This is a genomic window from Variovorax sp., assembly GCF_965279555.1.
GTDB lineage: Bacteria > Pseudomonadota > Gammaproteobacteria > Burkholderiales > Burkholderiaceae_C > Variovorax.
This window is the reverse complement of record NZ_OZ257247.1, coordinates 3,710,311-3,732,640: the sequence shown is the minus strand read 5'-3', so window position 1 is coordinate 3,732,640 and position 22,330 is coordinate 3,710,311. Positions and strand designations below refer to the sequence as shown.

The window sequence follows — 22,330 nt, the reverse complement described above, 5'->3', positions numbered from 1 at the left end:
TCCATGAAAAAACTGTTCGCCCTCGCGGCGATCGCCATTGCTGGCGGCGCTCATGCGCAAGACTTTCCGGGCGGAAAGTCGATCACCATCGTCGTGCCCTTCGCGGCCGGCGGCCCGACCGACCGCGTGGCCCGCGACCTGGCCGAGGCGCTGCGCAAGCCGCTCGGCGGCGGCACGGTGATCATCGACAACGTGCCCGGCGCCGGCAGCTCCATCGGCGCGGCCAAGGTGGCGCGCGCCACGCCGGACGGCTACACGCTGTTGCTCAACCACATCGCGATGGCCACCGTGCCGAGCCTTGTGCGCAACCTGCCGTTCAAGGTGGAGAGCGACTTCGAATACCTGGGCATCGTCAACGACGTGCCGATGACGCTCATCTCCAAGCCCAGCATTCCGGCCACCAACTACAAGGAGCTGACGAGCTGGATCGCGGCCAACAAGGGCAAGATCAACATCGGCAATGCCGGCGTGGGCTCGGCGTCGCACCTGTGCGGCCTGCTTTACCAGAGCGCCACCAAGACCGAGATGACAGCCGTTCCCTACAAGGGCACAGCACCCGCCATCACCGACCTGATCGGCGGGCAGATCGACCTGCTGTGCGACCAGACCACCAACACCACGCCGCAGATCCAGTCCGGCAAGGTCAAGGCCTTCGCCGTGACCACGCCCAAGCGTCTCGCGCTGCCGGCGCTGAAAGACCTGCCCACGCTCGACGAGGCCGGCCTGAAGAACTTCCAGGTCACGATCTGGCACGGCCTGTATGCGCCCAAGGGCACGCCCGCGCCGGTGCTGAAGAAGCTGAGCGACGCGGTGAAGACGGCGCTGAAAGACCCCGACTTCATTCACCGCGAGGAACTGCTGGGCGCGGTGGTGGCGACCGACGGGCGCATCGAGCCCGCGGGCCACAAGAAGTTCGTGGCGGAAGAAATCGCCAAGTGGACGCCCATCATCAAGGCGGCCGGCGTCTACGCTGACTGAGCGGCGGCCATCAGCGACAGATCGCGCGCGGCCTGCAGCATCAGCTCGCGCGCGCGGTCCAGCGACGGAATCGCGTGGCGGTCGATGCGCCGGATGTACGGCGTGGTGAGCACCGCCAATGCATGCCCGCGCGGCCCGAGGATGGGGCACGAGATGTCGATCACGCCGAAGTACTGCAGGCTTTCGCGCTGCCTGTAGCCGGTGGCGCGCACGGCTTCGAGCATGTGCTCCAGTTCGTCGGGCGGGATCTGCACTTCGCCGTCGAGCGCCACGTGCTCGGCCAGCATCTGCCTGCGGCGCTCGGCCGACTCGCAGGCCAGCAGCACCTGGCCCGAGCCCGTGTCCAGCAGGTTCACGCGCGTGCCGGGCCGCACCGTCATGTTGCTCGCGGCCGGGCTGTTGACCTGCGCAACGATCTGCACGTTGCCCCGGTCGTACACGCCCAGGTGGCATGACTGCTCGGCTTCCTTCACGTAGCGGTCCATCACCGGCAATGCCTGCGTGACCAGCCGCTGCGCCGGCGGATAGCGGTGCGCCAGGTCGAACATTTTCAGGCTCAGGCTGTAGCGGTCGCCCGCCAGCGAGCGCAGCACGTACTGCCGTGCCACCAGCCGTTCGAGCATGCGGTAGATCTCGCTCGGGCCACGGTCCAGCGCCTTCACGATTTCGCCGCGCGTCAGGCCGTCGGGCTGGTCGGCCAGCAGCTCCAGGATGTCAAGCCCCTTGTCCAGCGCGGGCGCGCGGTAGCGGTCCTGCTCGTCGGTGGCCTTGGACGAAAGCTCAGTTTGCATTGTTTTGTTCACTGGTGAATTTCATCAGCAGATTGGAGCGATTGCAAGTTTCGTATTACGGGTAAGCACCGAGCGCGCCTTATTGACGCTGAACATTCGCATGTAAATACTATGTTCACTCATGGACTAGAGGGGCAAGGCGTTCCGCGGCAAAAGCGGCGGACGACGCGAGATGATCCAGCGCATCGACTCCCATCAGCACTTCTGGCGGCCCGCACGCGGTGACTACCAGTGGCTGCGCGCCGACGAGCCCGCGGTTGCGCCGCTGCTGCGCGACTTCATGCCCGAAGACATGGCGCCGCTGCTTTCGGCGCATGGCGTGAGCCAGACGGTGCTGGTGCAGGCCGCCGAGTCGAAGGCCGAGACCGAATTCATGCTCGACCTGGCTTCGGCTCATGGCTTCATTGGCGGCGTGGTCGGCTGGGTCGAGCTGAGCCGGCCTGGCGCGGGCGCGGTGCTCGAGCGCATGGCGGGGCATCCGAAGTTCAAGGGCGTGCGGCCGATGCTGCAAGACCAGCCCGACGACGCGTGGATCGCATGCCGCCCGCGCCCCGATGCCATCCGCACGTTGCAACGGCTCGGCCTGCGCTTCGACGCGCTGGTGAAGCCACGGCACCTGCCGCCGCTGCTGCGCTTTCTCAGGCACTGGCCCGAGTTGCCGGTGGTCATCGACCATGCGGCCAAGCCGCCCGTGGGCGCGAACGACGGCGAGGCCTTCGCGCAATGGCGCGCCGACATCGCGGCGGTTGCCGCAATGCCGCAGGTGTGCTGCAAGTTCTCGGGGCTGTGGGGCGAGGCGCCGGCCGCGATGCATGGCGATGTGGAGGCAGCGTTGCGCGCCGTGCGCCCGGTGTGGGAGCACCTGCTGGACGTTTTCGGGCCGTCGCGCCTCATGTGGGGCAGCGACTGGCCGGTGCTCACGCTGGCCGGCGACTACGCGGGCTGGATCGCAATCAGCGAGGCATGCATCGGCGGGCTCGCGCAGAGCGAGCAGGACGACGTATGGGCCGGGACCGCGCGGCGTTTCTACGGCCTTGCCAGCGAATGAACGGAGCCCTCATGCAACCCATCGTCACCATCCGCGACCTCTGCAAGTCATTTGCCGGCGTGCGCGCTCTCGACAAGGCGCAGTTCGATCTTCTGCCCGGCGAGGTGCATGCACTCATGGGCGAGAACGGCGCCGGCAAGTCCACGCTGATGAAGGTGCTCGCGGGCGTCTACAGCAAGGATTCCGGCGAGGTGTTGCTCGACGGCCGGCCCGTGGACATCGATAGCCCGCGCGCCGCGCAGGCACTGGGCATCGGGATCATCCATCAGGAGCTGAACCTGATGAATCACCTGAGCGCGGCGCAGAACATCTTCATCGGCCGCGAGCCGCGCGGGCGCCTGGGCCTGTTCATCGACGAGGAGGCCATGCGCGCGGAGACGCAACGCATATTCGAGCGCATGAACCTGCGGCTCGACCCGCGCACGCCGGTGGGCGAACTCACGGTGGCCAGGCAGCAGATGGTGGAGATCGCCAAGGCGCTGTCCTTCGATTCGCGCGTGCTCATCATGGACGAGCCCACCGCCGCGCTGAACAACGAGGAAGTGGCCGACCTGTTCCGCATCATCGGGCAGCTCAAGTCGCAGGGCGTGGCCGTGGTCTACATCTCGCACAAGATGGACGAACTCAAGCGCATTGCCGACCGCGTGACCGTAATGCGCGACGGCCAGTACATCGCCACCGTGCCGATGGCCGAAACGCCGATGGATTCGCTCATTGCCATGATGGTGGGGCGCCAGCTCACCGATGTGGAGAACGAATTTCCCGACACCTCGGGCAACGAGATCGTGCTTGAGGCCAGGGGCATCAACCGCGGCTCGATGGTGCGCGATGCAAGCTTCGTGCTGCGCAAAGGCGAGATCCTTGGCTTTGCGGGGCTCATGGGCGCGGGCCGCACTGAGCTTGCGCGCGCCGTGTTCGGCGCCGACGCCATCGACTCGGGCGAAGTCCGCGTGCGCGGCAAGAAGGTGTCGATCAGGTCGCCGCAAGATGTCGCACGGCATCGGCTACCTCTCGGAAGACCGCAAGCACTTCGGCCTGGCGACGGGCATGGACGTGGAAACCAACATCGTGTTGCCCAGCATGAAGAAGTTCGTGTCGATGGGCGTGTTCCTCGACCAGGCGGCCATCGAGGCCGCCGGCCGGCGCTACGTGAAGCAGCTCAACATCAAGACGCCCTCGACCCACCAGCAGGTGCGGCTGCTCTCGGGCGGCAACCAGCAGAAGATCGTCATCGCCAAGTGGCTGCTGCGCGACTGCGGCGTGCTCTTCTTCGATGAGCCCACGCGCGGCATCGACGTGGGTGCCAAGGCCGAAATCTACCGCCTGCTCAACGCGCTGGCAGAGCAGGGCAAGGCCATCGTGATCATCTCGTCGGAGTTGCCCGAGATATTGCGCATGAGCCACCGCGTGCTGGTGATGTGCGAAGGCCGCATCACCGGCGAACTGGCGGGGCGCGAAGCCTCGCAGGAAAAGATCATGCAGCTCGCCACCCGCCGCGAAGCCGCCACCGCCCCCTGACGACGACTGGAGACACCCCTTGACGAACCCCACCGCCACCACCGCTGCCACGCCCGGCTTCTCGCTGAAGGCGCGGCTCTTTCGTCCGGCCACGCGGCAGAAGATGCTGGCCTTCGCCAGCCTGATCGTGCTGATGGTGTTCTTCAGCATCGCGTCTCCGCAGTTCCTGCAGGCCGACAACCTGGTGAGCATTCTTCAATCGACCGCGGTGAACGGCGTGCTGGCGATTGCCTGCACCTTCGTCATCATCACTTCGGGCATCGACCTGTCGGTGGGCACGCTGATGACCTTCTGCGCCGTCATGGCCGGCGTGGTGCTCACCTACATGGGCATGCCGCTCGCGCTCGGCATTGCGGCCGCGATCCTTTTCGGCGCGGTGGCCGGCTTCGTGTCGGGCGTGCTGATTGCCAAGCTCAAGATACCGCCGTTCATTGCCACGCTGGGCATGATGATGCTGCTCAAGGGCCTGTCGCTGGTGATATCGGGCACCAAGCCGATCTACTTCAACGACACGCCGGGCTTTACAGCCGTCTCGCAGGATTCGCTGATCGGCTATGTCATCCCGTCGCTGCCGATTCCGAATGCGGTGCTCATCCTGTTCCTGGTGGCCGTTGCCGCGAGCATCGTGCTCAACAAGACCATCCTGGGGCGCTACACCTTCGCGCTCGGCAGCAATGAAGAAGCGGTGCGGCTCTCCGGCGTGAACACCGATTTCTGGAAGGTCGTGGTCTACACGGTGAGCGGCGGCATCTGCGGCATTGCGGGTCTGCTGATTGCCTCGCGCCTGAACTCGGCGCAGCCTGCGCTGGGGCAGGGCTACGAACTCGATGCGATTGCTGCGGTGGTCATCGGCGGCACGTCGCTCAGCGGTGGCACCGGCACCATCGTCGGCACGATCATCGGCGCCTTCATCATGAGCGTGCTGACCAACGGCCTGCGCATTCTTTCGGTCGCGCAAGAGTGGCAGACCGTGGTCACGGGCGTGATCATCATTCTTGCCGTGTACGCGGACATTCTGCGCCGGCGCGGCGGCAGCAAGCATTGAGCTGATTTCACAACCACAGGAGACATCGCATGATCCAGAGAAGAGCAGTCACCACCACTTTGGGTGCGGCCCTCATCGGCCTGTCGGGCTTTGCGGCGCACGCGCAGCAGGCACAGGAGGTCTACATCCCGCTCGTGTCCAAGGGCTTCCAGCACCAGTTCTGGCAGGCCGTGAAGTCGGGCGCCGAGCAGGCCGCGAAGGACTTCAAGGTCAAGGTCACTTTCGAAGGCCCCGAGACCGAGGCCATGGTCGACAAGCAGATCGACATGCTCTCCGCCGCGCTGGCCCCAAGAAGCCGCAGGCCATCGGCTTTGCCGCGCTCGACAGCCAGGCTGCCATCCCGCTGCTGAAGAAGGCCCAGGCCGCGAAGATACCGGTGGTGGCCTTCGACTCCGGCGTGGACAGCGACATACCCGTGACCACCACGACGACCGACAACAAGGCCGCCGCCGCGCTGGCCGCCGACAAGATGGCCGAGCTGATCGGCAAGAGCGGCGAAGTGGCGCTGGTGGTGCACGACCAGACCAGCCGCACCGGCGTGGACCGGCGCGACGGCTTCGTCAACCGCATCAAGTCGACCTACCCGAACATCAAGATCGTGAGCGTGCAGTACGGCGGCGGCGACCAGCTCAAGTCGACCGAGATCACCAAGTCGATCTTGCAGGCCTCGCCCAACCTCAAGGGCATCTTCGGCGCCAACGAGGGCTCCGCCATCGGCGTGGTCAACGGCGTGAAAGAGATGAAGCGCAACGGCAAGGTCGTGATCATCGGCTACGACTCCGGCAAGCAGCAGAAGAACGCGATCATGGACGGCAGCATGGCCGGCGCCATCACGCAGAACCCGGTGGGCATGGGCTACAAGACCGTGGAGATGGCGGTGAAGGCGATCAAGGGCGAGAAGCTGCCGAAGGTGGTGGACACCGGGTTCTTCTGGTACGACAAGACCAACATTGCCGACCCCAAGATCGCAGCCGTGCTGTACGACTGAGCATGACCACAGTCCGATCGATGCGCGTGCTCGACGTGCGCTTTCCCACCTCGCAGCAGTTGGACGGCTCCGACGCGATGAACCCCGACCCGGATTATTCGGCGGCGTATGTCGTGCTCGAAACCGACCAGCCGGGGCTCGAGGGCCACGGCCTCACATTCACCATCGGGCGCGGCAACGAGATCTGCTGCGCGGCCATCGAGGCCATGCGCCATCTGGTGGTGGGGCTCGACCTTGCATGGGTGGCAGAGGACATGGGGCGCTTCTGGCGCCACGTCACCTCCGACAGCCAGCTGCGATGGATCGGCCCCGACAAGGGCGCGATCCACCTGGCCACCGGCGCTGTGGTCAACGCGATGTGGGACCTGTGGGCCAAGTCCGAAGGCAAGCCCGTGTGGCAGCTGGTGGCCGACATGAGCCCCGAGGAGTTCGTGCGCTGCATCGACTTCCGCTACATCACCGACTGCATCACGCCTGAAGAGGCGCTGGCGCTCGTCACCGAAGCTGCGAAGGGAAAGGCCGGGCGCATCGCCACGCTCAAGGCCGAGGGCTACCCCTGCTACACCACGTCGGCCGGATGGCTCGGCTACTCCGACGAGAAGCTGCGCATGCTCGCGCAGGAGGCTGTGGACGCCGGCTTCAACCACATCAAGCTCAAGGTGGGACGCGACCTGCAGGACGACATCCGCCGCCTGACGGTGGCGCGCGAAGTGCTCGGCCCCGACCGCCACCTGATGATCGACGCCAACCAGGTCTGGGAAGTCGACCAGGCCATCGACTGGGTGCGACAACTGGCCTTTGCCAAGCCGTGGTTCATCGAGGAGCCCACCAGCCCCGACGACGTCGAGGGCCACCGCAAGATCCGCGAAGGCGTGGCGCCCGTGAAGGTGGCCACGGGCGAGATGTGCCAGAACCGCATCATGTTCAAGCAGTTCATCATGCGCGGCGGCATCGACGTGGTGCAGATCGACGCATGCCGCCTTGGCGGCGTGAACGAGATCCTTGCCGTGATGCTCATGGCCGCGAAGTACAAGCTGCCCGTTTGTCCGCATGCCGGCGGCGTGGGCCTTTGCGAGTACGTGCAGCACCTGTCGATGATCGACTACCTCTGCATCTCCGGCACGCGCGAAGGCCGCGTGGTCGAGTATGTCGACCATCTGCACGAGCACTTCATCGAACCCTGCGAGATCCGCAATGCGGCCTACATGCCGCCGAAGGGCGCGGGCTTCTCCATCACCATGAAACCCGAATCGCTCGAACGCTACCGCTTTCGGGGCTGAGACCGGATCACACCAAACGAAAGGCATCTCCCGACCATGGACCTGCATCTGAAAGACAAGGTGGTGCTCGTCACCGGCGGCGGCAGCGGCATTGGCGCTGCCATCTCCATGACGCTGGCGAGCGAGGGCGCGGTGCCGGTGATCTGCGGCAAGAATCCGCTCGATGCGCCGTTCGAAGAAGCGCTGCGCGCGCTGCAGCCGCGCATGCGGTTCTTTCAGTTCGAGCTGATGGAGGAGGCGGCTTGCGCCAAGGCCGTGGCCGACACCGCCGCGGAGTTCGGCCGCATCGACGGGCTGGTCAATAACGCCGGCGTGAACGACAGCGTGGGCCTGGAAGCAGGGCGCGAGGCCTTCATAGGTTCGCTCGAGCGCAACCTCATCCATTGCTACGTGATGGCGCACTACTGCCTGCCGCATCTGAAGGCGAGCAGGGGCGCGATCGTCAACATCTCGTCGAAGACCGCAGTGACGGGGCAGGGCAACACCAGCGGCTACACGGCGGCCAAGGGCGCGCAACTGTCGCTGACGCGCGAGTGGGCCGCGTCGCTGCTGGAAGACGGCGTGCGCGTGAACGCGGTGATTCCTGCCGAAGTGATGACGCCGCTTTACCAGCGATGGATATCGGCCTTCGACGAACCCGACCGCAAGCTGGAAGAGATCACCAGCAAGATCCCGCTCGGGCACCGCATGACCACGCCGCAGGAGATTGCGGACAACGTCGTGTTCCTGCTGTCGGAGCGCGCTTCGCACACGACGGGACAGTGGGTGTTCGTGGACGGCGGGTATACGCACCTGGACCGGGCGTTGACCTGATTTTCTTGGACTGGAGTTTTCATGCGCCATTGCCTTGCCCTCGATCTGAAGGACGATCCGGCGTTGATTGCCGAGTACGAGGCGTATCACCGCGAGATATGGCCCGAGGTGCGGGCGCATCTTGTCGCGCATGGCGTGACTGCGATGGAGATCTATCGGCTGGGTACGCGGATGGTGATGCTGATGGAGACGGACGACGCGCGGTATGACGCGGAAGCGATGGCGCTGGCTTCGAAGAATGATCCGAAGATCAGGGAGTGGGAAGAACTTATGTGGAAGTTTCAGGCGGCTACGCCTTGGACGCCTGTGGGAGAGAAGTGGGTGGGGATGGGGAGGATATTTGAGTTGTAGGTGCTGGTGATTTGTTCGCGACAGTTTGGGTATTGCCGGTCCATATGCTCAAGCGCTTGCTGAAATCGCTTTGTCATTGATCTGCCGTTGTCTGCCTGCGGTCTTTCGGCTAATCTGAAACAACTTGTAGGGAGCGCGCAGTGAGTCGGCGCGCGTCACTTGAGGGGTGATCCGTGCAAGAAAAAAGGAAGTCGGGGCGTTGCGCTAAGTGCGAAGCCGCGACCACAGAATCTTTGCAGAACGAGGGAGGGTCTGGGAATGCTGAGACTGCTGCAGTGGGCCATTTGTTCCACGCTTTGGCCTGTAAGAACATTTGCACGGGCGCAGCGAGGCGTCATATATGTCTCTGCGAAGCCTAGCACTCAGGAGCATTCGTCAGCTCGACGGGCTATCGCAAACAGAGTGCTCTGCTCCGCTGTCGTCTTTATCGCGGTGCTCGGCCGGACGGCGACGGCCGCGTTCCCCGGCGAAGAAGTAGGATATTTTCAGTACAACGGTGTTGCCATGCCGGTCAATGGATCCTATGTGTACACAAAATCGGCAGGCACCGCGATGGCAATCGCAAGGCATCAATGGGTACAAGCCAGCGCTTGGAATCCACATATGCCGTCCTGGACGAACAGCTGGGGCTTTCAGGTCTGCACTCGATTCGACCATCCAGCAAACCCTCAATGCGGAAGCGGTCCATGGCTGGATTGGGGCGGAGGTGCTTCGTATTGCGCAATTGGCCAACTCAATACGGGGTGCGCATGGGTCTACAACTATGGATGGAAGTATGGTGGCGCTATCTGCCCGTCAAATAGTGCGTTGAGCTCGAACGGCTGCGAATGCAATCGTGGCTATCAAGAGGATGGCACTCAGACCGGCTGCATACCTGCTACCCCTGAGCCTCAGGCTTGTCGCATAGACGGGCAGAGCACGGCGACTCCGATATTCCCTGCCAGCGCAGAAAAATACCGCTCGGAAACCGACTGGTTCGACGCTGGCGCCGGCGCCTTGTCCTTTACTCGCACCTACCGAAGCAATTGGGCCGGCGATCCGACCCGGGCCAGCAACCCACTTGGCCAGGTCTGGTCACACAACTTCGGCACCAAGCTGGTCTCCACGCCTAGCGCGGACCCGTTGGGCGTTGCCATCACCACAGGTGAAGGGTACGTGCGCACCTTCGGCCGGGCGCCTGGCGCCACCACTTGGACTGCCGGCAACAGCACGGACACTCTGATCCAACTCCCATCCGGCACATGGAGCTATCGCCGCGCCGATGACGACAGCACGCTCAGCTTCGATGGCTCAGGCAGGCTGCGGGTTGCGATGGACCGCAATGGATGGGCCACTACTTACAACTACGATGGTGCAGGGCGGCTGGCCACCGTTACGAACAACTTCGGTCGCACCCTCGCGTTTGGGTACAACGGTGCTGGCCAGTTGACCACCATCGCGACCCCGGATGGGCGTTTCATCGCTTACGCCTACGACGGTGCAGGCCGCCTGTCCTCGGTCCTGTACCCCGACGGCAAGGGCCACAACTTCGTCTACGAGAACGCGTCGTTCCCTCAAGGGCTGACCGGCATCTTCGATGAATCCGGTGTTCGCTGGGGCACGTTCGCGTATGACAGCACAGGCCGTGCAATCAGCACCCAACTGGCGGGCGCCGTGGACAATTACCAGGTCAGCTATCCGTCCTCGAGCTCCGCCACGGTGGTCGATCCGCTGGGCACGAGCCGCAACTACAGCTACGGCACCACGCTCGGTAAGCTTGCTGTGACTGGGGGCTCGTTGCCCTCTGGCGAAGGCAAGAGCGACGCAGCCAGTCGCGTGCAGGATGCCAATGGCCTGATCACCAAGGAGACCGACTTCAAGGGGGCGGTCACCACGACGACATGGGATGTCGCCCGCCGTTTACCTACGACCGTGGTCTACGCCTCTGGCACTCCCGATGCCCAGACGGTGACCACTCAATGGCACGCGACCTTTGCGTTGCCTGTGCTCGTGACGGAAGCCGGTCGTACCACGGCCTACACCTACGATGCCTTCGGCAACACGCTGTCGAAGACCATCACGGATACGGTGACGAACAAGGCGCAGGTCTGGCAGTGGACCTACAACGCCCAACAGTTGGTCGCTACAGCCACCGAGCCCAACGGCGCAGTCACCAGCTACACCTACGACGTGCGAGGCAACGTACTCACATCGACGAATGCACTAGGTCACGTCACCAGCTATGGCTACGACAACGCCAACCGCGTCGTGAGTTCGACGGCCCCCAACGGCCTCGTCACCACCTACACCTACGACGCCCGCGACCGTCTGCTGACCCAGACAGTGGGCGGCCAGACCACCGTCCTCACCTACAAGCCCTACGGCACGGTAGAGACAGTCTCCCTGCCCACAGGCCTTGTCCTCACGTACACCTACGACGCAGCCCACCGCCTCACAGGCTGGAGCAACAACCGCGGCGAGTCCGGCACCTACACCCTCGACGGTATGGGCAACCGCACCGCTGAGCAGATCAAGGACAGCGCCGGCAACGTGGCCTGGAGCGTGGCCCGTGCAGTCAACAACATCAACCGGCTGTCCTCGAAGACTGAAGGCCCCAACCAGACCAGCACCTTCGGCTACGACGCGAATGGCGAACTCACACGCAACACCAACGGCCTGAACCAGAGCACCCAGTACGGCCTGGACGGTTTGCGCCGCGTCAAGGCCGTGACCGACGCGGCCAACGCCACAGCCACCCTGAAGTACAACGCCCTGGACGCCATCACCGAAGCCAAGGACTTCAAGGGCGTCGTGACTGCGTATGGGCGCGACGCCCAAGGCAACGCCACCACCGAAGCCAGCGCCGACGTCGGCACCGCCAACACCCAGTACGACAACCTCGGCCTGCCCAGCCAGATCACCGACGCCCTGGGCCAGGCCACCACCATCACCCGCGATGCCCTGGGCCGCCCCACAGGCCTGGTCTTCGCCGACGGCAAGACCACCACCCTGCGCTACGACCTCACGGCCAACAGCAAAGGGTATCTGTCGGAGATCATCGACCGCAGCGGCACCACCGAGTACACCCGCGACGCCTTCGGCCGCGTCACTCTCAAGAAGCAGACCCTGATCAACGGCAGCGTGCAGCAGGTCAGCTACGCCTACAACGCCAACGGCACGCTCGCGAGCATCGGCTACCCCAACGGGGGAAGCCTCTCGCATGTCTACGACAGCACCGGGCGCCTGACAGGCCTGAACTGGAACGGCACCCCGCTGGTCAGCGGCATCGCCTGGAACCCGCTGGGCCAGCCCACGGCGTGGAGCTGGGCGTTCTCGAGCCCGGCCATCGCAGCCAGCCGCGCCTACGACACCGCAGGCCGGCTGACCGGCACCGAGTTCAGCAGCTACGTCTACGACGCAGCCGGGCGCATCACCAGCCTGACGCAGAACCTCTACCAGCCCGGCGACAGCGACCCGACGCACAACACTATCGCAAGCGGCAACATCACCTGGAGCGTGGGCTACAACGCGGTGGGCCGCATCGTGAGCTTCAACGCCACGGGCAACACCGCAGGCTTCGGCTACGACGCCAACGGCAACCGAAGCAGCAGCACCCGGGCCCTGAACGGCCAGACCACCAGCCGCACCTACACGGTGGGTGCAACGAGCAACCGGCTCACGGGCTTCAGCCAGACCATCAACGGCGCGAGCAACACCAGCGTCACCTACGGCTACAACGCCAACGGCGACATGATGACGGATGGCCTGCGCAGCTACACCTACGACGCCGAAGGGCGCCTGGCGGCATCGACCACAGGTGCCACGGACACCAGCCCGACCACGCGCTACGCGCACAACGCGCTGGGGCAGCGGGTGTTCAAGACGGAGCCGCTGTATCCGCCGAGCCAGGGCAATGCGGCCGACCCGGGGTTCATGCAGAGCCTGATCGCGTTCTTCACGAAGCTGTGGAGTCCAACGACAACACAGGCGGAGCAACTGGGCTATGCCTACGTCTACGACGAGCAGGGCACGCTGATCGCGGAGGTGGGCAGCGGTGGCACGAACAGTGCGGGGCAGAGCCAGTACATCTACCTGCCGACGGGCAACGGGCCGATGCCGATTGCGGCCATCGTCAATGGCAACACCTATGCCGTGCACAGCGATCACCTGAATACGCCACGGAAGCTCGCGAATGCGAATGGGCAGGCGGTCTGGCAGTGGGGCTACAGCGCGTTCGGGGAAGACAAGCCCACCACGGCAAGGAGTAGGTTCGCCAACACGGAGACAACACCGAACCCGGGCACCACGAACATCGCGGAGGTGAGGTTCAACCTGCGGTACCCGGGGCAGTATGGAGATGAGGAGTCGGGGCTGTTCTACAACTACTTCAGGAGCTATGACAGTAGGACGGGGCGGTACAGCCAGCCTGATCCCATCGGGCTGGATGGCGGGTGGAATCCATTTGCCTATGCCGAACTGAACCCGCTACTCTTCATGGATCCATTGGGCCTCGTTGCAAGTGCCGATCCATGGTTTGGGTACGGCAGGGATCAGGGTTTCAAGGATTGGTGGCACAAACAAAAACCGTACTACGGGGGAGTCGACATTCCCAACAAGCAGGTCTGCGATGCCCTTTATCAGGACTACAAAGAGTCTGGTGAGCGAGGAAAAGGGAGCAAAAGCGGTCGAGGCGGAAAAAGCAAAGGCGATAAACGGCCCAATGTCAATGAACTGATTCGGGGCGGCGGCGGTGGGTATGGACGTGGAGGAGAAGAGTAGTCATGCGAACTTACTGTTCTTTAGTTATTAGCAGCGATACAGATGACCAACTCAGCGTTACTGCACAGAGAGTGCTTGGCTTGGTATCCAACGACGTTGTTGACACGCAATCCCCGGAATTGATCAAGCGACGCGCCAGGTTGGGAGGCATGCTGCGAATTACTCCGGCGGTTCCTTCCCGCTACTTCTGGCGTCTCTCCTCCAAAGATATGGTCGAGAGTTTGGAGCTTGGAGATCACATTGCGTGGTTGTTGAAGCAGCTGGCGCCGAATCGATCAATCGACGATATGCACGCCTTCGGAAGCAGAGCGTTCATTTCATGCTTCTGGGCAAGCAGCGGGCGTGGCGGCGGCCCAGTTCTTCCGCCCACGTTGATGCGAATGCTTGCCGAGCATGGTGTTGAACTACAGTTCGATGTCTATGTTGAGCCCGATGATTCGCAAGAGTAGTGCTGCGTCTGCGGACGTGGTGCTAGCTGCCGTGTCACCCCTAATACCTTATGCGCGCACTGAAATTACTAGTTCTTGCTCTGCTGCTGATTGCGATTGTTTCGTGTGAGAAAAAAAGTCCTCTCGCGGAAGACAACATCCGACAAAAGTTGGTCGGTACGTGGCTTAGTGAGATCGACTTCGAAGGAACCAAGACTCGTGCCGTCACAAAGGTTGATCAAGATGGTGCATTCCGCGAAATCGAAAAATTCGTCGACTCAAAGGGAGAAGCCGTAGAGGTATCGTATGCTGGCGAGTGGTCATTTGATGGCACGAACTTCAAGAGAAAATATATGAGCAAGGACGGTCGGCCGCTCCCCAGTTCCAAGTTCGAGTACGCGACGTATGCTGTCAGTATGGTCGGGGAAGGTGAATTTGTGGGGGTAGACAAAATTCAGCAAAGGACGGTGAGGTTCGCTCGTGCTGACGAGGGTGCGCGGCCATAATCTGTTGGAGATCATCGACCGCAGCGGCACCACCGAGTACACCCGTGACGCCTTCGGCCGCGTCACCTTCAAGAAGCAGACTCTGATCAACGGCAGCGTGCAGCAGGTCAGCTACGCCTACAACGCCAACGGCACGCTCGCGAGCCGCATCGCCAGTTCGCGGCGTCAGATAGCCAATCTCAAAAAACAGCTAGAAGAATCTGAGCGAACAAATGGCACTTGAGATAAATCTCACCGAACTCCGGTTGGTGATCAATCGAATTTTCGATCACATGGAACATGACCTTGGGCAGATCAGTGTCAAGCTCGAAAACGACGGCTACTGGGACGTGGCCGAAGGAGAGCGGTATGACTTCGCTAAGAAGCCAGAAAGCTTTGATCACGGGCAACTTTATGACGACTGGGAGTTTTTGTCGGCAATTCTTGATGACAAAGATCAAGCCGTCTCCATCATGCTGGCCCATGTTGCTCCGCTGCTTCGCTATGTCGGCGAGAAAGTTGGGCAATGAGATGCCTTTGCTTTGCAAAAGTCGAGATAGGCTTTCAATGAGCAGAGATGCTCTTAACCACATGGCGTAGAAGGTTGACCTCGGCTTTAGGCGCAGCGATTTCAGCGAGAGCCCGTCGATTTAAAGCTGGACCGAACTCCTTGGGAGGAAAGTTCTTTGCAGTAAGGACAGAGAGCCCTCGTGGAAGCAGGATCGCGGTCGTAAACAACGAGGAGATTGGTGATGAGTGAACGAGAACTGAGTGACTTCGCTACGAAGACTGCGTACTACTACAGCATCCGATTGCTGATAAAAAATACGAACATACCGGTGAGCGAAATCACGGCTGTGCTGGGGATGGAGCCCGATTACTCCTGGAATGCAGGTGAGGGTGGTCACGGAGACACCATGTGGGGGCACGTCTCATGGACGGAGGGGCAGAGGCTATTTTTTGACGAAGTCGGCGAAATCCTCGGATGGTTGGAAGGGCGAAAAGATTTCGTTTCTCGGCTGCTGTCATCCGGTGGTGAGTTGCATGTGATCGTGCAGTTACCTGGGGTGCTCAATATCGGCAGCGATCTCATGCCCGAGCCTATGCTTTTGGCGTCAAGACTCGGGGTCCGCATCGGCATCGAGGTGCTTCCAGACTTGCAAAGGCCGAAGTAAATTTGCAACGGCCAGTTTGTCGCGAACCTTCCTCGGACCCGGTCTCCTCTTCGGATCTTGTTTATCACCGCCATGAATCGCCCCGGCTTTCAAGGGGGCGGTTGGTGTAAACCATGCCACCGTGGTGGCTTAAGTTCTTGCTCAGCAGACCTTCATCCTCATTTCAGCGGAAGACCGTAGGATGAATGCATGACCCACTATGCAGCCTGTTTTCTTATTGGCCTGCGCCGTGGTTGCCAGCTTCCAGGCAGCGCTCGTGCTGGGGATGCCCTGGGGGGAATTCACCTGTGGTGGCAGATGGCGCGGGCGATTGCCTTTGCTTGCCCGAATCATTCCCTTGCTTTCGATCTTGCTGTTGGGCCTAGCCAGTCTGGTCATCCTGGCCCGGGTGCAATGGGCGTTGCCGGAATTTCATGCGGGATCACGCTTTGGCGCGTGGATCGTCGTCGGCTATTGCGTGCTGGGTTGCGTCGCCAATGCAATGACACCCAGCAGGCGCGAGCGGCGATTGTGGTTGCCTGTGTTGGGCGGCATGCTCGTTTGCAGCCTGCTGGTGGCGTGGCATTGAAGGCTGCCCGTGTTCATTGCAAACAGCCTTCACCCAACAAGGCACGTAGCGCCTGAACCGTGGTGTCGGCCTTTTCGATCCGCCGCTGCAGCTCGTCATTGACCACTCGCACCAGCGCGCTGAGTTCGGTGCGGGTCGGATGAATCTCTTCCGTGTCGGTCACTGCCTGTGAAGCGATGAGCTTCTCGAGGCCCGCATACGCACGCCGCACCTCGTGAAGGCTGTCGATGTCGTCGCATGCCTGCAGGGCAAGCGATTCGACGCTGGCGGTTTCTGAGGATGCGGGGAGCGAAGGGATGTGCGCGGACGCGCGAGCAAATGCAGCCATGTTTGGCCTCCAAGGGTTTCGGTTTGCTGAAACCGACGCACCCGAGGCCAATCGGAGGCGGCGGCTCGACGGGTTGGCCTACCGGGAAACCACTTGCGTGAAACCGGCCGGGCTCGCGCCCGCCCATCGAGCCGCCAAAACTGGAGGCACGAACGACGAAGCCGCAGACCCTGCGGGGTGACTGCGGCTTGCGTCGCAGTGATTTCAGCGGGAGGCCAATCCCGATCACGCCTGTTTTTGACATGACGGCGGCAGTATAGCCACGCGATGTTTGCAGCCCCGGCCTCAGCCCAGCGCCACCACTTTCTCCGCCTCGGCGACTTCCATCCGAAACGCCTCCATCGGCGGCTTCACCAAAGCACTGGCCTGCTCTGCAAACTCCTTCACCGGCGCCCACTTGTGCCCCCGCCCATCGAGCGACAGGTCATATGCCCGCTGCAGATGCGCCAGCAGTTTTCTCGAAGCCGCCTGCGCCGCCAGCAGTGCGTCGATCGCACGCGGGGTCTCGAAACGCAGGTGGTCGACGTTCGCCAGCGCGGACGTGATGCCTTCGACTTCGAGCGACAGGTGAAGCAGGTCGAGCGCGGTTTCGTCGGGGTGCGACTTGACCTTCTCCGCGACCACATAAACCGCGTTGATCAGTTGCAGCGCCCCCTGGTGCACTGAAAGCCGCGCCGCCAGCTTGCGTGCCTCGCGGCGCTGCATTTCCAGCGTGTGCTGCCGCTGCACGACCCACAGCCCCAGGCCAATGGCGGTGACCGAGCCGAAGGCCTGGGCCCATGCGGCCCAGTCGCCGGTGGCGGCTGGTGGATAGGCCGCGAAGACGCCGATCAGCGCGCCGTAGACGAGCACGGCAACGCCGCACACCATGGCTGTTTCCAGCTTTGACTTCATGCCTCTTTCCTCTTGGAGGCCGGAAGTATGTCCCGTCGCTTCGGGTCTGAATTGCCCGAACAAAGGGGTTTTGCGCCCTCAGTGATCGTGATGCAGGTAGCTGGCCTGCCGCGGCAGGCGCAGGCTGACGACGAAGGCGAGGACCATCATCGCGCTCACGTACCAGAAGAAGGCCGACTCGTGGCCCAGCGACTTGAGGCCCAGCGCCACGTATTCCGCCGAGCCGCCGAAGATGGCGTTCGCTACCGCGTAGGCCAGCCCGACGCCCAGTGCGCGCACTTCGGGCGGGAACATCTCGGCCTTCACGATGCCGCTGATGGAGGTGTAGAAGCTCACGATGGCCAGGGCCACGATGATGAGCACGAAGGCCAGCACCGGGCTGGTGGTGTGCTGCAAGGCCGTGAGAATGGGCACCGTGGCCAGCGCGCCGAGTCCGCCGAACAGCAGCATGTTGTTGCGCCGCCCGATGCGGTCCGACAGCGCGCCGAATACCGGCTGCATGCACATGTAGACGAACAGCGCGCCGGTCATGACGTAGCTCGCTGTCTTGATGGGCAGGTGCACCGTGTTCACCAGGTACTTCTGCATGTAGGTGGTGAAGGTGTAGAAGATGAGCGAGCCGCCGGCCGTGTAGCCCAGCACCGTCAGGAAGGCCGGCGTGTGGTGCTTGAAGAGGCTCGCCATGCTGCCGGCCTCCTTGTTCTTGCGGGCCTCGGCGCTCTGCGTTTCATGCAGCGTGCGGCGCAGCAGCAGCGCGACCACGGCGGCGATGGCGCCGATGACGAAGGGAATGCGCCAGCCCCAGGCCTTGAGTTCGGCTTCGGTCAGCAGCTGTTCGAGCGCCACGATGACCAGCACCGCCAGCAGTTGCCCGCCGATGAGCGTGACGTACTGGAACGACGAGAAGAAGCCGCGCTGGCCGCGCAGCGCGACCTCGCTCATGTAGGTGGCGGTGGTGCCGTATTCACCGCCTACCGACAAGCCCTGGAACAGGCGGCAGATGAGCAGCAGGAAGGGCGCCCACGCACCGATCTGCGCATAGGTGGGCAGCGCCGCGATGACCAGCGAGCCGCCGCACATCATGGTGACGGAGATCAGCATCGAGGTCTTGCGCCCGAGCCGGTCGGCCACGCGGCCGAACAGCCATCCGCCGATGGGCCGCATGAGGAAGCCGGCCGCGAACACGCCGGCGGTGTTCAGCAATTGCGCGGTGGGGTCTGACTTGGGAAAGAAGGCCGGCGCGAAGTACAGCGCCGAGAAGGCATACACGTAGAAGTCGAACCACTCGACCAGGTTGCCCGACGAGGCCGCCATGATCGCGAAGACGCGGTGGCGTTTTTCTTCAGCGCTGTAGTGCGGTGGGGACGAAGAAGACGAAGAAGAGGAAGCCGTCTGGCCTCCATGGGTAGGCGTGACTGCGCTCATGGTGCCTTTGCCGCCGTGCAGGCGATGTTGTTGTTGCCAAAACATTCTGCGCCCGCACGTGGGTGCGCCGTGTCAGCCGGCGCCGCATCGGCCTACCCCCGAAGTGGCCTTCGCACAGGCCACAGGCCCTAGAACGTGCCGGGCAGCAGGATGCTCGAATCGACGTCGTCGATGTTCGTGCGGCCGCAGAAGGCCATGGTGATGTCGAGTTCCTTCTGGATGATCTGCAGCGCGCGCGTCACGCCGGGCTGGCCGTAGGCGCCCAGCCCGTACAGGAAGCTGCGGCCGATGAGCGTGCCGCGTGCGCCCAGCGCGCGGGCCTTGAGCACGTCCTGGCCGCTGCGGATGCCGCCGTCCATCCACACCTCGATCTCGCTGCCCACCGCTTCCACGATGGCGGGCAGCGCCGCGATGGAAGAGGGCGCGCCGTCGAGCTGGCGGCCGCCGTGGTTCGACACGATGAGCGCATCGGCGCCGCTGTTGGCGGCCAGGCGCGCGTCTTCCACGTCCATGACGCCCTTGAGGATGAGCTTGCCGCCCCAGAGCTTCTTGATCCACTCCACGTCGGCCCAGCTGAGCGCGGGGTCGAACTGTTCGGCGGTCCACGACGACAACGAGGACAGGTCTTTCACGCCCTTGGCATGGCCCGCGATGTTGCCGAAGGTGCGGCGCTTGGTGCCCAGCATGCCCATGCACCAGGCCGGCTTGGTGGCGAGGTTGATGAGGTTCTTGATGGTGGGCTTGGGCGGCGCGGTGAGGCCGTTCTTGATGTCCTTGTGGCGCTGGCCCAGGATCTGCAGGTCGAGCGTGAGCTGCAGGGCCGTGACGTTGGCGGCCTTGGCGCGCTCGATCAGGCGCTCGATGAAGTCGCGGTCCTTCATGACGTAGAGCTGGAACCAGAACGGATGTCGGCCGGTGTGCTCTGCGATGTCCTCGAGCGAGCAGATGCTCATGGTCGACAGCGTGAACGGAATGCCGAAGGCCTTGGCCGCGCGGGCGCCGAGGATCTCGCCGTCGGCGTGCTGCATGCCGGTGAGGCCGGTGGGCGCAATGGCCACCGGCATGGCGGTTTCCTGGCCGACCATGGTGGTGCGCAGCGAGCGGCCTTCCATGTTCACCGCCACGCGCTGGCGCAGCTTGATCTTCTGGAAGTCGCTCTCGTTGGCGCGGTAGGTGCCCTCGGTCCAGGCGCCGGAATCGGCGTAGTCGTAGAACATCTTCGGCACGCGCCGCTTGGCGATCACCCGCAGGTCTTCGATGCTGGTGATCTTGGAAAGGTCGGGCACGGGGCGTCTCCTGGATGGTCTTTGTGGGTTGGCGGGGGCTAACCGGACATTATCTGCAGCTGCCCAGCCCGGCCATCTGAAAAAAGCCGGGGCTTCTGCTGAAAAGAATTCAGTCCCGCAGCGCCTGCCGCAGCCACTCGACGAAGGTGGCGCATTCCCAGCGTTCCATGGTGCCGGGCCGCCAGCACAGGAAGTAGGCGTTGGGCGAAGGCACGCTGCGCTGCGACAGCCGCACGAGCCGGCCGTTGTCGAGCCAGGCGCTGCCGAGCTTCAAATGCATCAGCACCACGCCGAAGTCTTCCGCCGCCGCATCGAGCGCCAGGCCCAGGTCGGTGAGCTGGTGGCCGGTGGCGGGCTCGGGCAGGCCGATGCCGCAGGCCTTGAACCAGGTGCGCCACGACTCCAGCGGCGTGCGCAGCAACTGCGAGCGCGACACCTCGGCATCGGTCGAGAAGCCGCCCTCGAACGGGCCGTGGCGCTGCAGGTAGGCCGGGCTGCACGCGGGCGACACCTCGTCGGCCAGCAGCTGGCAGAACTCGCGGTCGTGAAAGGGGCCGGTGCCGAAGCGCAGCTCCAGGTCGACCTCTTCGAGTGTGGAATTGCGCACCGGCGCCGTCACCTGCAGCATCAGCTCGATGTTCGGGTAGGTGTCGCGAAAGCGCGCGAGGCGGGGCAGCAGTATCTGCCGCGAGAAGGTGGGCGTAACGGCCACGCGCAGCCGCCGCATCTGCGACGCCGGCTCGCGGCCGGGCACTTGCTGCAGTGCCGCAATGGCCTCGCGCACGCGGGCCAGGTAGGCCATGCCGTCGGCGCTGAGGCTGAAGTCGCTGCCGGTGAAGAACTTGAGCTCCAGCAGAATCTCGAGCTGGCGAATGCGGTGGCTCACCGCGCTGGGCGTCACGCTGAGCTCTTCGGCCGCCAGGTTGACGCTGCGCAGGCGCGCTACGGCCTCGAAGGCCTGGAGGCCCTGGGTCGAGGGGAGACGCGGTGAAACCATCTTCTTGTCGGCGAAAGCAGCGGGGTTCGATGGTATCGAACGCTTCCTGGTGCCGATGTCGGGGCCTAACTTGCGGCGAGCGTGGCCGTCAGTGCCTGAAGCAGCCGGCGCAGGTCGTCGACGGCTTCGCGCGCCAGTGCCGCGTCGCCCATCTGCGCCTTGACGATGGCGCCGTCCACGCCCAGCGCCGCCGCCTGCGCGAGCGCCATGCGTTGCGGCCCGTCGGGCAGCAGGCCGGCGATGACTTCGACCATCTCGCGTTTGTGCTCGCGCGCGATGCCTGTGGCTCCGGGCACGCTGGCGCCGATTTCCACCACCGAGTTGATGAACGCGCAGCCGCGAAACACCGGGTCGGCGAACCACTCGGCCATCACGTCGGCCAGCACCATCAGCGCCTGCCCGCCCTCGATGCGCTGCTGCGCGCCGCGCCGGCCCAGCGCGTCGACGAACCAGGCCATCCACAGGCCGTGGCGGTGGTCGAGAAAGGCGCGCACCAAGTCGTCCTTCGACGGGAAGTGCCGGTAGAACGTGACCTTGGTGACGCCTGACGCGGCAATGACGCGGTCGATGCCGGTGGCGCGGATGCCGTCGGCATAGAAGAGGTCGTGCGCGGTGAGCAGGATGCGCTCGCGCGCCGGCAGTGCGGAGATGTCCATGGTGCGATTGTAGGCATGTAGACAGGTCTGTCTACATGTGGCACATTGCGGCGCATTCCCTCTTGCCACTTCATTGAAAGACCCTCATGGAATCACGCCCGCCGCTGCCGCCCTTCACCCTCGAATCCGCCATCAAGAAAGTCCAGGCTGCCGAAGACGCCTGGAACTCGCGCGACCCCGTGCGCGTGAGCCTGGCCTACACGCCCGACACCGAGTGGCGCAACCGCGCCGAGTTCGTCAACGGCCGCGAGCAGGTCGTCGAGTTCCTGTCGCGCAAGTGGGCGCGCGAGCTCGACTACCGGCTGAAGAAGCAGCTGTGGGCCTTCATGGACAACCGCATCGCGGTGCGCTTCGAGTACGAATGGCACGACGACGCGGGCCAGTGGTATCGCAGCCACGGCAACGAGAACTGGGAGTTCGCGGAGAACGGCCTCATGCAGCGCCGCTTCGCGAGCATCAACGACCAGCCCATCAAGGAAGCGGAGCGCAAGTTCCGATGACCTCCGGCACGGCTGTTG

The 22,330-nt window shown here is 63.6% G+C and carries 21 protein-coding genes and 3 pseudogenes; 17 read left to right on the top strand and 7 right to left on the bottom strand.

The window, feature by feature from the left end; all coding sequences use genetic code 11:
* The first annotated feature begins 3 nt into the window (after nt 1-3).
* On the top strand, nt 4-978 hold the full coding sequence (locus tag ACQY8B_RS17670) for a tripartite tricarboxylate transporter substrate-binding protein (RefSeq protein WP_422087900.1): 975 nt from the start codon (nt 4-6) through the stop codon (nt 976-978).
* On the opposite strand, the gene ACQY8B_RS17665 is transcribed toward ACQY8B_RS17670, so the two are convergent.
* Nucleotides 966-1,769 carry an IclR family transcriptional regulator gene (locus ACQY8B_RS17665; protein ID WP_422087899.1) on the bottom strand — a complete coding sequence of 268 codons (804 nt, stop codon included), beginning with the start codon at nt 1,767-1,769 and terminating at the stop codon, nt 966-968. The two genes, ACQY8B_RS17670 and ACQY8B_RS17665, sit on opposite strands and share 13 nt — an antisense overlap.
* A 172-nt stretch (nt 1,770-1,941) precedes the next feature.
* On the opposite strand from ACQY8B_RS17665, the gene ACQY8B_RS17660 reads away from it, so the two are divergent.
* From ACQY8B_RS17660 to ACQY8B_RS17590, 15 genes and pseudogenes are all read left to right on the top strand, one after another.
* The gene (locus tag ACQY8B_RS17660; protein ID WP_422087898.1) at nt 1,942-2,817 is read left to right on the top strand and encodes an amidohydrolase family protein; all 876 of its coding nucleotides are present in this window, start codon (nt 1,942-1,944) and stop codon (nt 2,815-2,817) included.
* Nucleotides 2,818-2,828: 11 nt separating this feature from the next.
* Nucleotides 2,829-4,335: pseudogene (locus ACQY8B_RS17655) on the top strand (sugar ABC transporter ATP-binding protein).
* A 19-nt stretch (nt 4,336-4,354) separates the two neighbouring features.
* Nucleotides 4,355-5,380, top strand: coding sequence for an ABC transporter permease (locus tag ACQY8B_RS17650; protein ID WP_422087897.1), 1,026 nt, complete (start codon nt 4,355-4,357; stop codon nt 5,378-5,380).
* A gap of 29 nt (nt 5,381-5,409) precedes the next feature.
* A pseudogene (locus ACQY8B_RS17645) lies at nt 5,410-6,368 on the top strand (ABC transporter substrate-binding protein).
* Between the two features lie 2 nt (nt 6,369-6,370).
* Entirely contained in the window at nt 6,371-7,648 is a 1,278-nt protein-coding gene (locus ACQY8B_RS17640; RefSeq protein WP_422087896.1) for an L-fuconate dehydratase, read from the top strand.
* A 36-nt stretch (nt 7,649-7,684) separates the two neighbouring features.
* Nucleotides 7,685-8,461 carry an SDR family oxidoreductase gene (locus tag ACQY8B_RS17635; RefSeq protein ID WP_422087895.1) on the top strand — a complete coding sequence of 259 codons (777 nt, stop codon included), beginning with the start codon at nt 7,685-7,687 and terminating at the stop codon, nt 8,459-8,461.
* Between the two features lie 21 nt (nt 8,462-8,482).
* Nucleotides 8,483-8,812 carry an L-rhamnose mutarotase gene (locus ACQY8B_RS17630; protein WP_422087894.1) on the top strand — a complete coding sequence of 110 codons (330 nt, stop codon included), beginning with the start codon at nt 8,483-8,485 and terminating at the stop codon, nt 8,810-8,812.
* Between the two features lie 258 nt (nt 8,813-9,070).
* Nucleotides 9,071-9,919: pseudogene (locus ACQY8B_RS17625) on the top strand (DUF6531 domain-containing protein); the annotation flags it as partial.
* Between the two features lie 546 nt (nt 9,920-10,465).
* Nucleotides 10,466-13,570 carry an RHS repeat-associated core domain-containing protein gene (locus ACQY8B_RS17620; RefSeq protein ID WP_422089064.1) on the top strand — a complete coding sequence of 1,035 codons (3,105 nt, stop codon included), beginning with the start codon at nt 10,466-10,468 and terminating at the stop codon, nt 13,568-13,570.
* A gap of 2 nt (nt 13,571-13,572) precedes the next feature.
* Nucleotides 13,573-14,019: a DUF4279 domain-containing protein gene (locus tag ACQY8B_RS17615; RefSeq protein WP_422087893.1), complete on the top strand. Its 447-nt coding sequence runs from the start codon at nt 13,573-13,575 to the stop codon at nt 14,017-14,019.
* Nucleotides 14,020-14,069: 50 nt separating this feature from the next.
* The gene (locus ACQY8B_RS17610; RefSeq protein WP_422087892.1) at nt 14,070-14,504 is read left to right on the top strand and encodes a hypothetical protein; all 435 of its coding nucleotides are present in this window, start codon (nt 14,070-14,072) and stop codon (nt 14,502-14,504) included.
* A 4-nt stretch (nt 14,505-14,508) separates the two neighbouring features.
* Nucleotides 14,509-14,727 carry a hypothetical protein gene (locus tag ACQY8B_RS17605; protein WP_422087891.1) on the top strand — a complete coding sequence of 73 codons (219 nt, stop codon included), beginning with the start codon at nt 14,509-14,511 and terminating at the stop codon, nt 14,725-14,727.
* Nucleotides 14,717-15,013 (top strand): hypothetical protein, encoded by a 297-nt coding sequence (locus tag ACQY8B_RS17600; protein ID WP_422087890.1) that lies wholly within the window; start codon nt 14,717-14,719, stop codon nt 15,011-15,013. Before ACQY8B_RS17605 ends, ACQY8B_RS17600 begins: the two co-directional genes overlap by 11 nt.
* Before the next feature lie 222 nt (nt 15,014-15,235).
* Nucleotides 15,236-15,658 (top strand): hypothetical protein, encoded by a 423-nt coding sequence (locus ACQY8B_RS17595; RefSeq protein ID WP_422087889.1) that lies wholly within the window; start codon nt 15,236-15,238, stop codon nt 15,656-15,658.
* 229 nt (nt 15,659-15,887) lie between these two features.
* Nucleotides 15,888-16,226, top strand: coding sequence for a hypothetical protein (locus ACQY8B_RS17590; RefSeq protein WP_422087888.1), 339 nt, complete (start codon nt 15,888-15,890; stop codon nt 16,224-16,226).
* Nucleotides 16,227-16,239: 13 nt separating this feature from the next.
* Here the strand turns inward: ACQY8B_RS17590 and ACQY8B_RS17585 are convergent, their stop codons facing one another.
* From ACQY8B_RS17585 to ACQY8B_RS17560, 6 genes are all read right to left on the bottom strand, one after another.
* Nucleotides 16,240-16,554, bottom strand: a complete 315-nt coding sequence (locus ACQY8B_RS17585; RefSeq protein ID WP_422087887.1) for a hypothetical protein — start codon at nt 16,552-16,554, stop codon at nt 16,240-16,242.
* A gap of 285 nt (nt 16,555-16,839) precedes the next feature.
* Nucleotides 16,840-17,448: a hypothetical protein gene (locus tag ACQY8B_RS17580; RefSeq protein ID WP_422087886.1), complete on the bottom strand. Its 609-nt coding sequence runs from the start codon at nt 17,446-17,448 to the stop codon at nt 16,840-16,842.
* 78 nt (nt 17,449-17,526) lie between these two features.
* Nucleotides 17,527-18,873: an MFS family transporter gene (locus ACQY8B_RS17575; RefSeq protein ID WP_422087885.1), complete on the bottom strand. Its 1,347-nt coding sequence runs from the start codon at nt 18,871-18,873 to the stop codon at nt 17,527-17,529.
* 128 nt (nt 18,874-19,001) lie between these two features.
* A complete protein-coding gene (locus tag ACQY8B_RS17570) occupies nt 19,002-20,159 on the bottom strand; it encodes an alpha-hydroxy acid oxidase (protein ID WP_422087884.1) in 1,158 nt (385 codons plus the stop codon).
* Between the two features lie 109 nt (nt 20,160-20,268).
* On the bottom strand, nt 20,269-21,156 hold the full coding sequence (locus ACQY8B_RS17565; RefSeq protein WP_422087883.1) for a LysR substrate-binding domain-containing protein: 888 nt from the start codon (nt 21,154-21,156) through the stop codon (nt 20,269-20,271).
* Between the two features lie 65 nt (nt 21,157-21,221).
* A complete protein-coding gene (locus ACQY8B_RS17560) occupies nt 21,222-21,812 on the bottom strand; it encodes a TetR/AcrR family transcriptional regulator (RefSeq protein WP_422087882.1) in 591 nt (196 codons plus the stop codon).
* A gap of 86 nt (nt 21,813-21,898) precedes the next feature.
* Between ACQY8B_RS17560 and ACQY8B_RS17555 the strand changes: the two genes are divergently transcribed.
* A complete protein-coding gene (locus tag ACQY8B_RS17555; protein ID WP_422087881.1) occupies nt 21,899-22,312 on the top strand; it encodes a DUF1348 family protein in 414 nt (137 codons plus the stop codon).
* Nucleotides 22,313-22,330: the final 18 nt, after the last annotated feature.

Coding starts and splice junctions, on each gene's coding strand:
- ACQY8B_RS17670 (WP_422087900.1), top strand. CDS start 4: ATGAAAAAACTGTTCGCCCTCGCGGCGATCGCCATTGCTGGCGGCGCT.
- ACQY8B_RS17665 (WP_422087899.1), bottom strand. CDS start 1,769: ATGCAAACTGAGCTTTCGTCCAAGGCCACCGACGAGCAGGACCGCTAC.
- ACQY8B_RS17660 (WP_422087898.1), top strand. CDS start 1,942: ATGATCCAGCGCATCGACTCCCATCAGCACTTCTGGCGGCCCGCACGC.
- ACQY8B_RS17640 (WP_422087896.1), top strand. CDS start 6,371: ATGACCACAGTCCGATCGATGCGCGTGCTCGACGTGCGCTTTCCCACC.
- ACQY8B_RS17635 (WP_422087895.1), top strand. CDS start 7,685: ATGGACCTGCATCTGAAAGACAAGGTGGTGCTCGTCACCGGCGGCGGC.
- ACQY8B_RS17630 (WP_422087894.1), top strand. CDS start 8,483: ATGCGCCATTGCCTTGCCCTCGATCTGAAGGACGATCCGGCGTTGATT.
- ACQY8B_RS17615 (WP_422087893.1), top strand. CDS start 13,573: ATGCGAACTTACTGTTCTTTAGTTATTAGCAGCGATACAGATGACCAA.
- ACQY8B_RS17610 (WP_422087892.1), top strand. CDS start 14,070: ATGCGCGCACTGAAATTACTAGTTCTTGCTCTGCTGCTGATTGCGATT.
- ACQY8B_RS17600 (WP_422087890.1), top strand. CDS start 14,717: ATGGCACTTGAGATAAATCTCACCGAACTCCGGTTGGTGATCAATCGA.
- ACQY8B_RS17595 (WP_422087889.1), top strand. CDS start 15,236: ATGAGTGAACGAGAACTGAGTGACTTCGCTACGAAGACTGCGTACTAC.
- ACQY8B_RS17585 (WP_422087887.1), bottom strand. CDS start 16,554: ATGGCTGCATTTGCTCGCGCGTCCGCGCACATCCCTTCGCTCCCCGCA.
- ACQY8B_RS17580 (WP_422087886.1), bottom strand. CDS start 17,448: ATGAAGTCAAAGCTGGAAACAGCCATGGTGTGCGGCGTTGCCGTGCTC.
- ACQY8B_RS17575 (WP_422087885.1), bottom strand. CDS start 18,873: ATGAGCGCAGTCACGCCTACCCATGGAGGCCAGACGGCTTCCTCTTCT.
- ACQY8B_RS17565 (WP_422087883.1), bottom strand. CDS start 21,156: ATGGTTTCACCGCGTCTCCCCTCGACCCAGGGCCTCCAGGCCTTCGAG.
- ACQY8B_RS17560 (WP_422087882.1), bottom strand. CDS start 21,812: ATGGACATCTCCGCACTGCCGGCGCGCGAGCGCATCCTGCTCACCGCG.
- ACQY8B_RS17555 (WP_422087881.1), top strand. CDS start 21,899: ATGGAATCACGCCCGCCGCTGCCGCCCTTCACCCTCGAATCCGCCATC.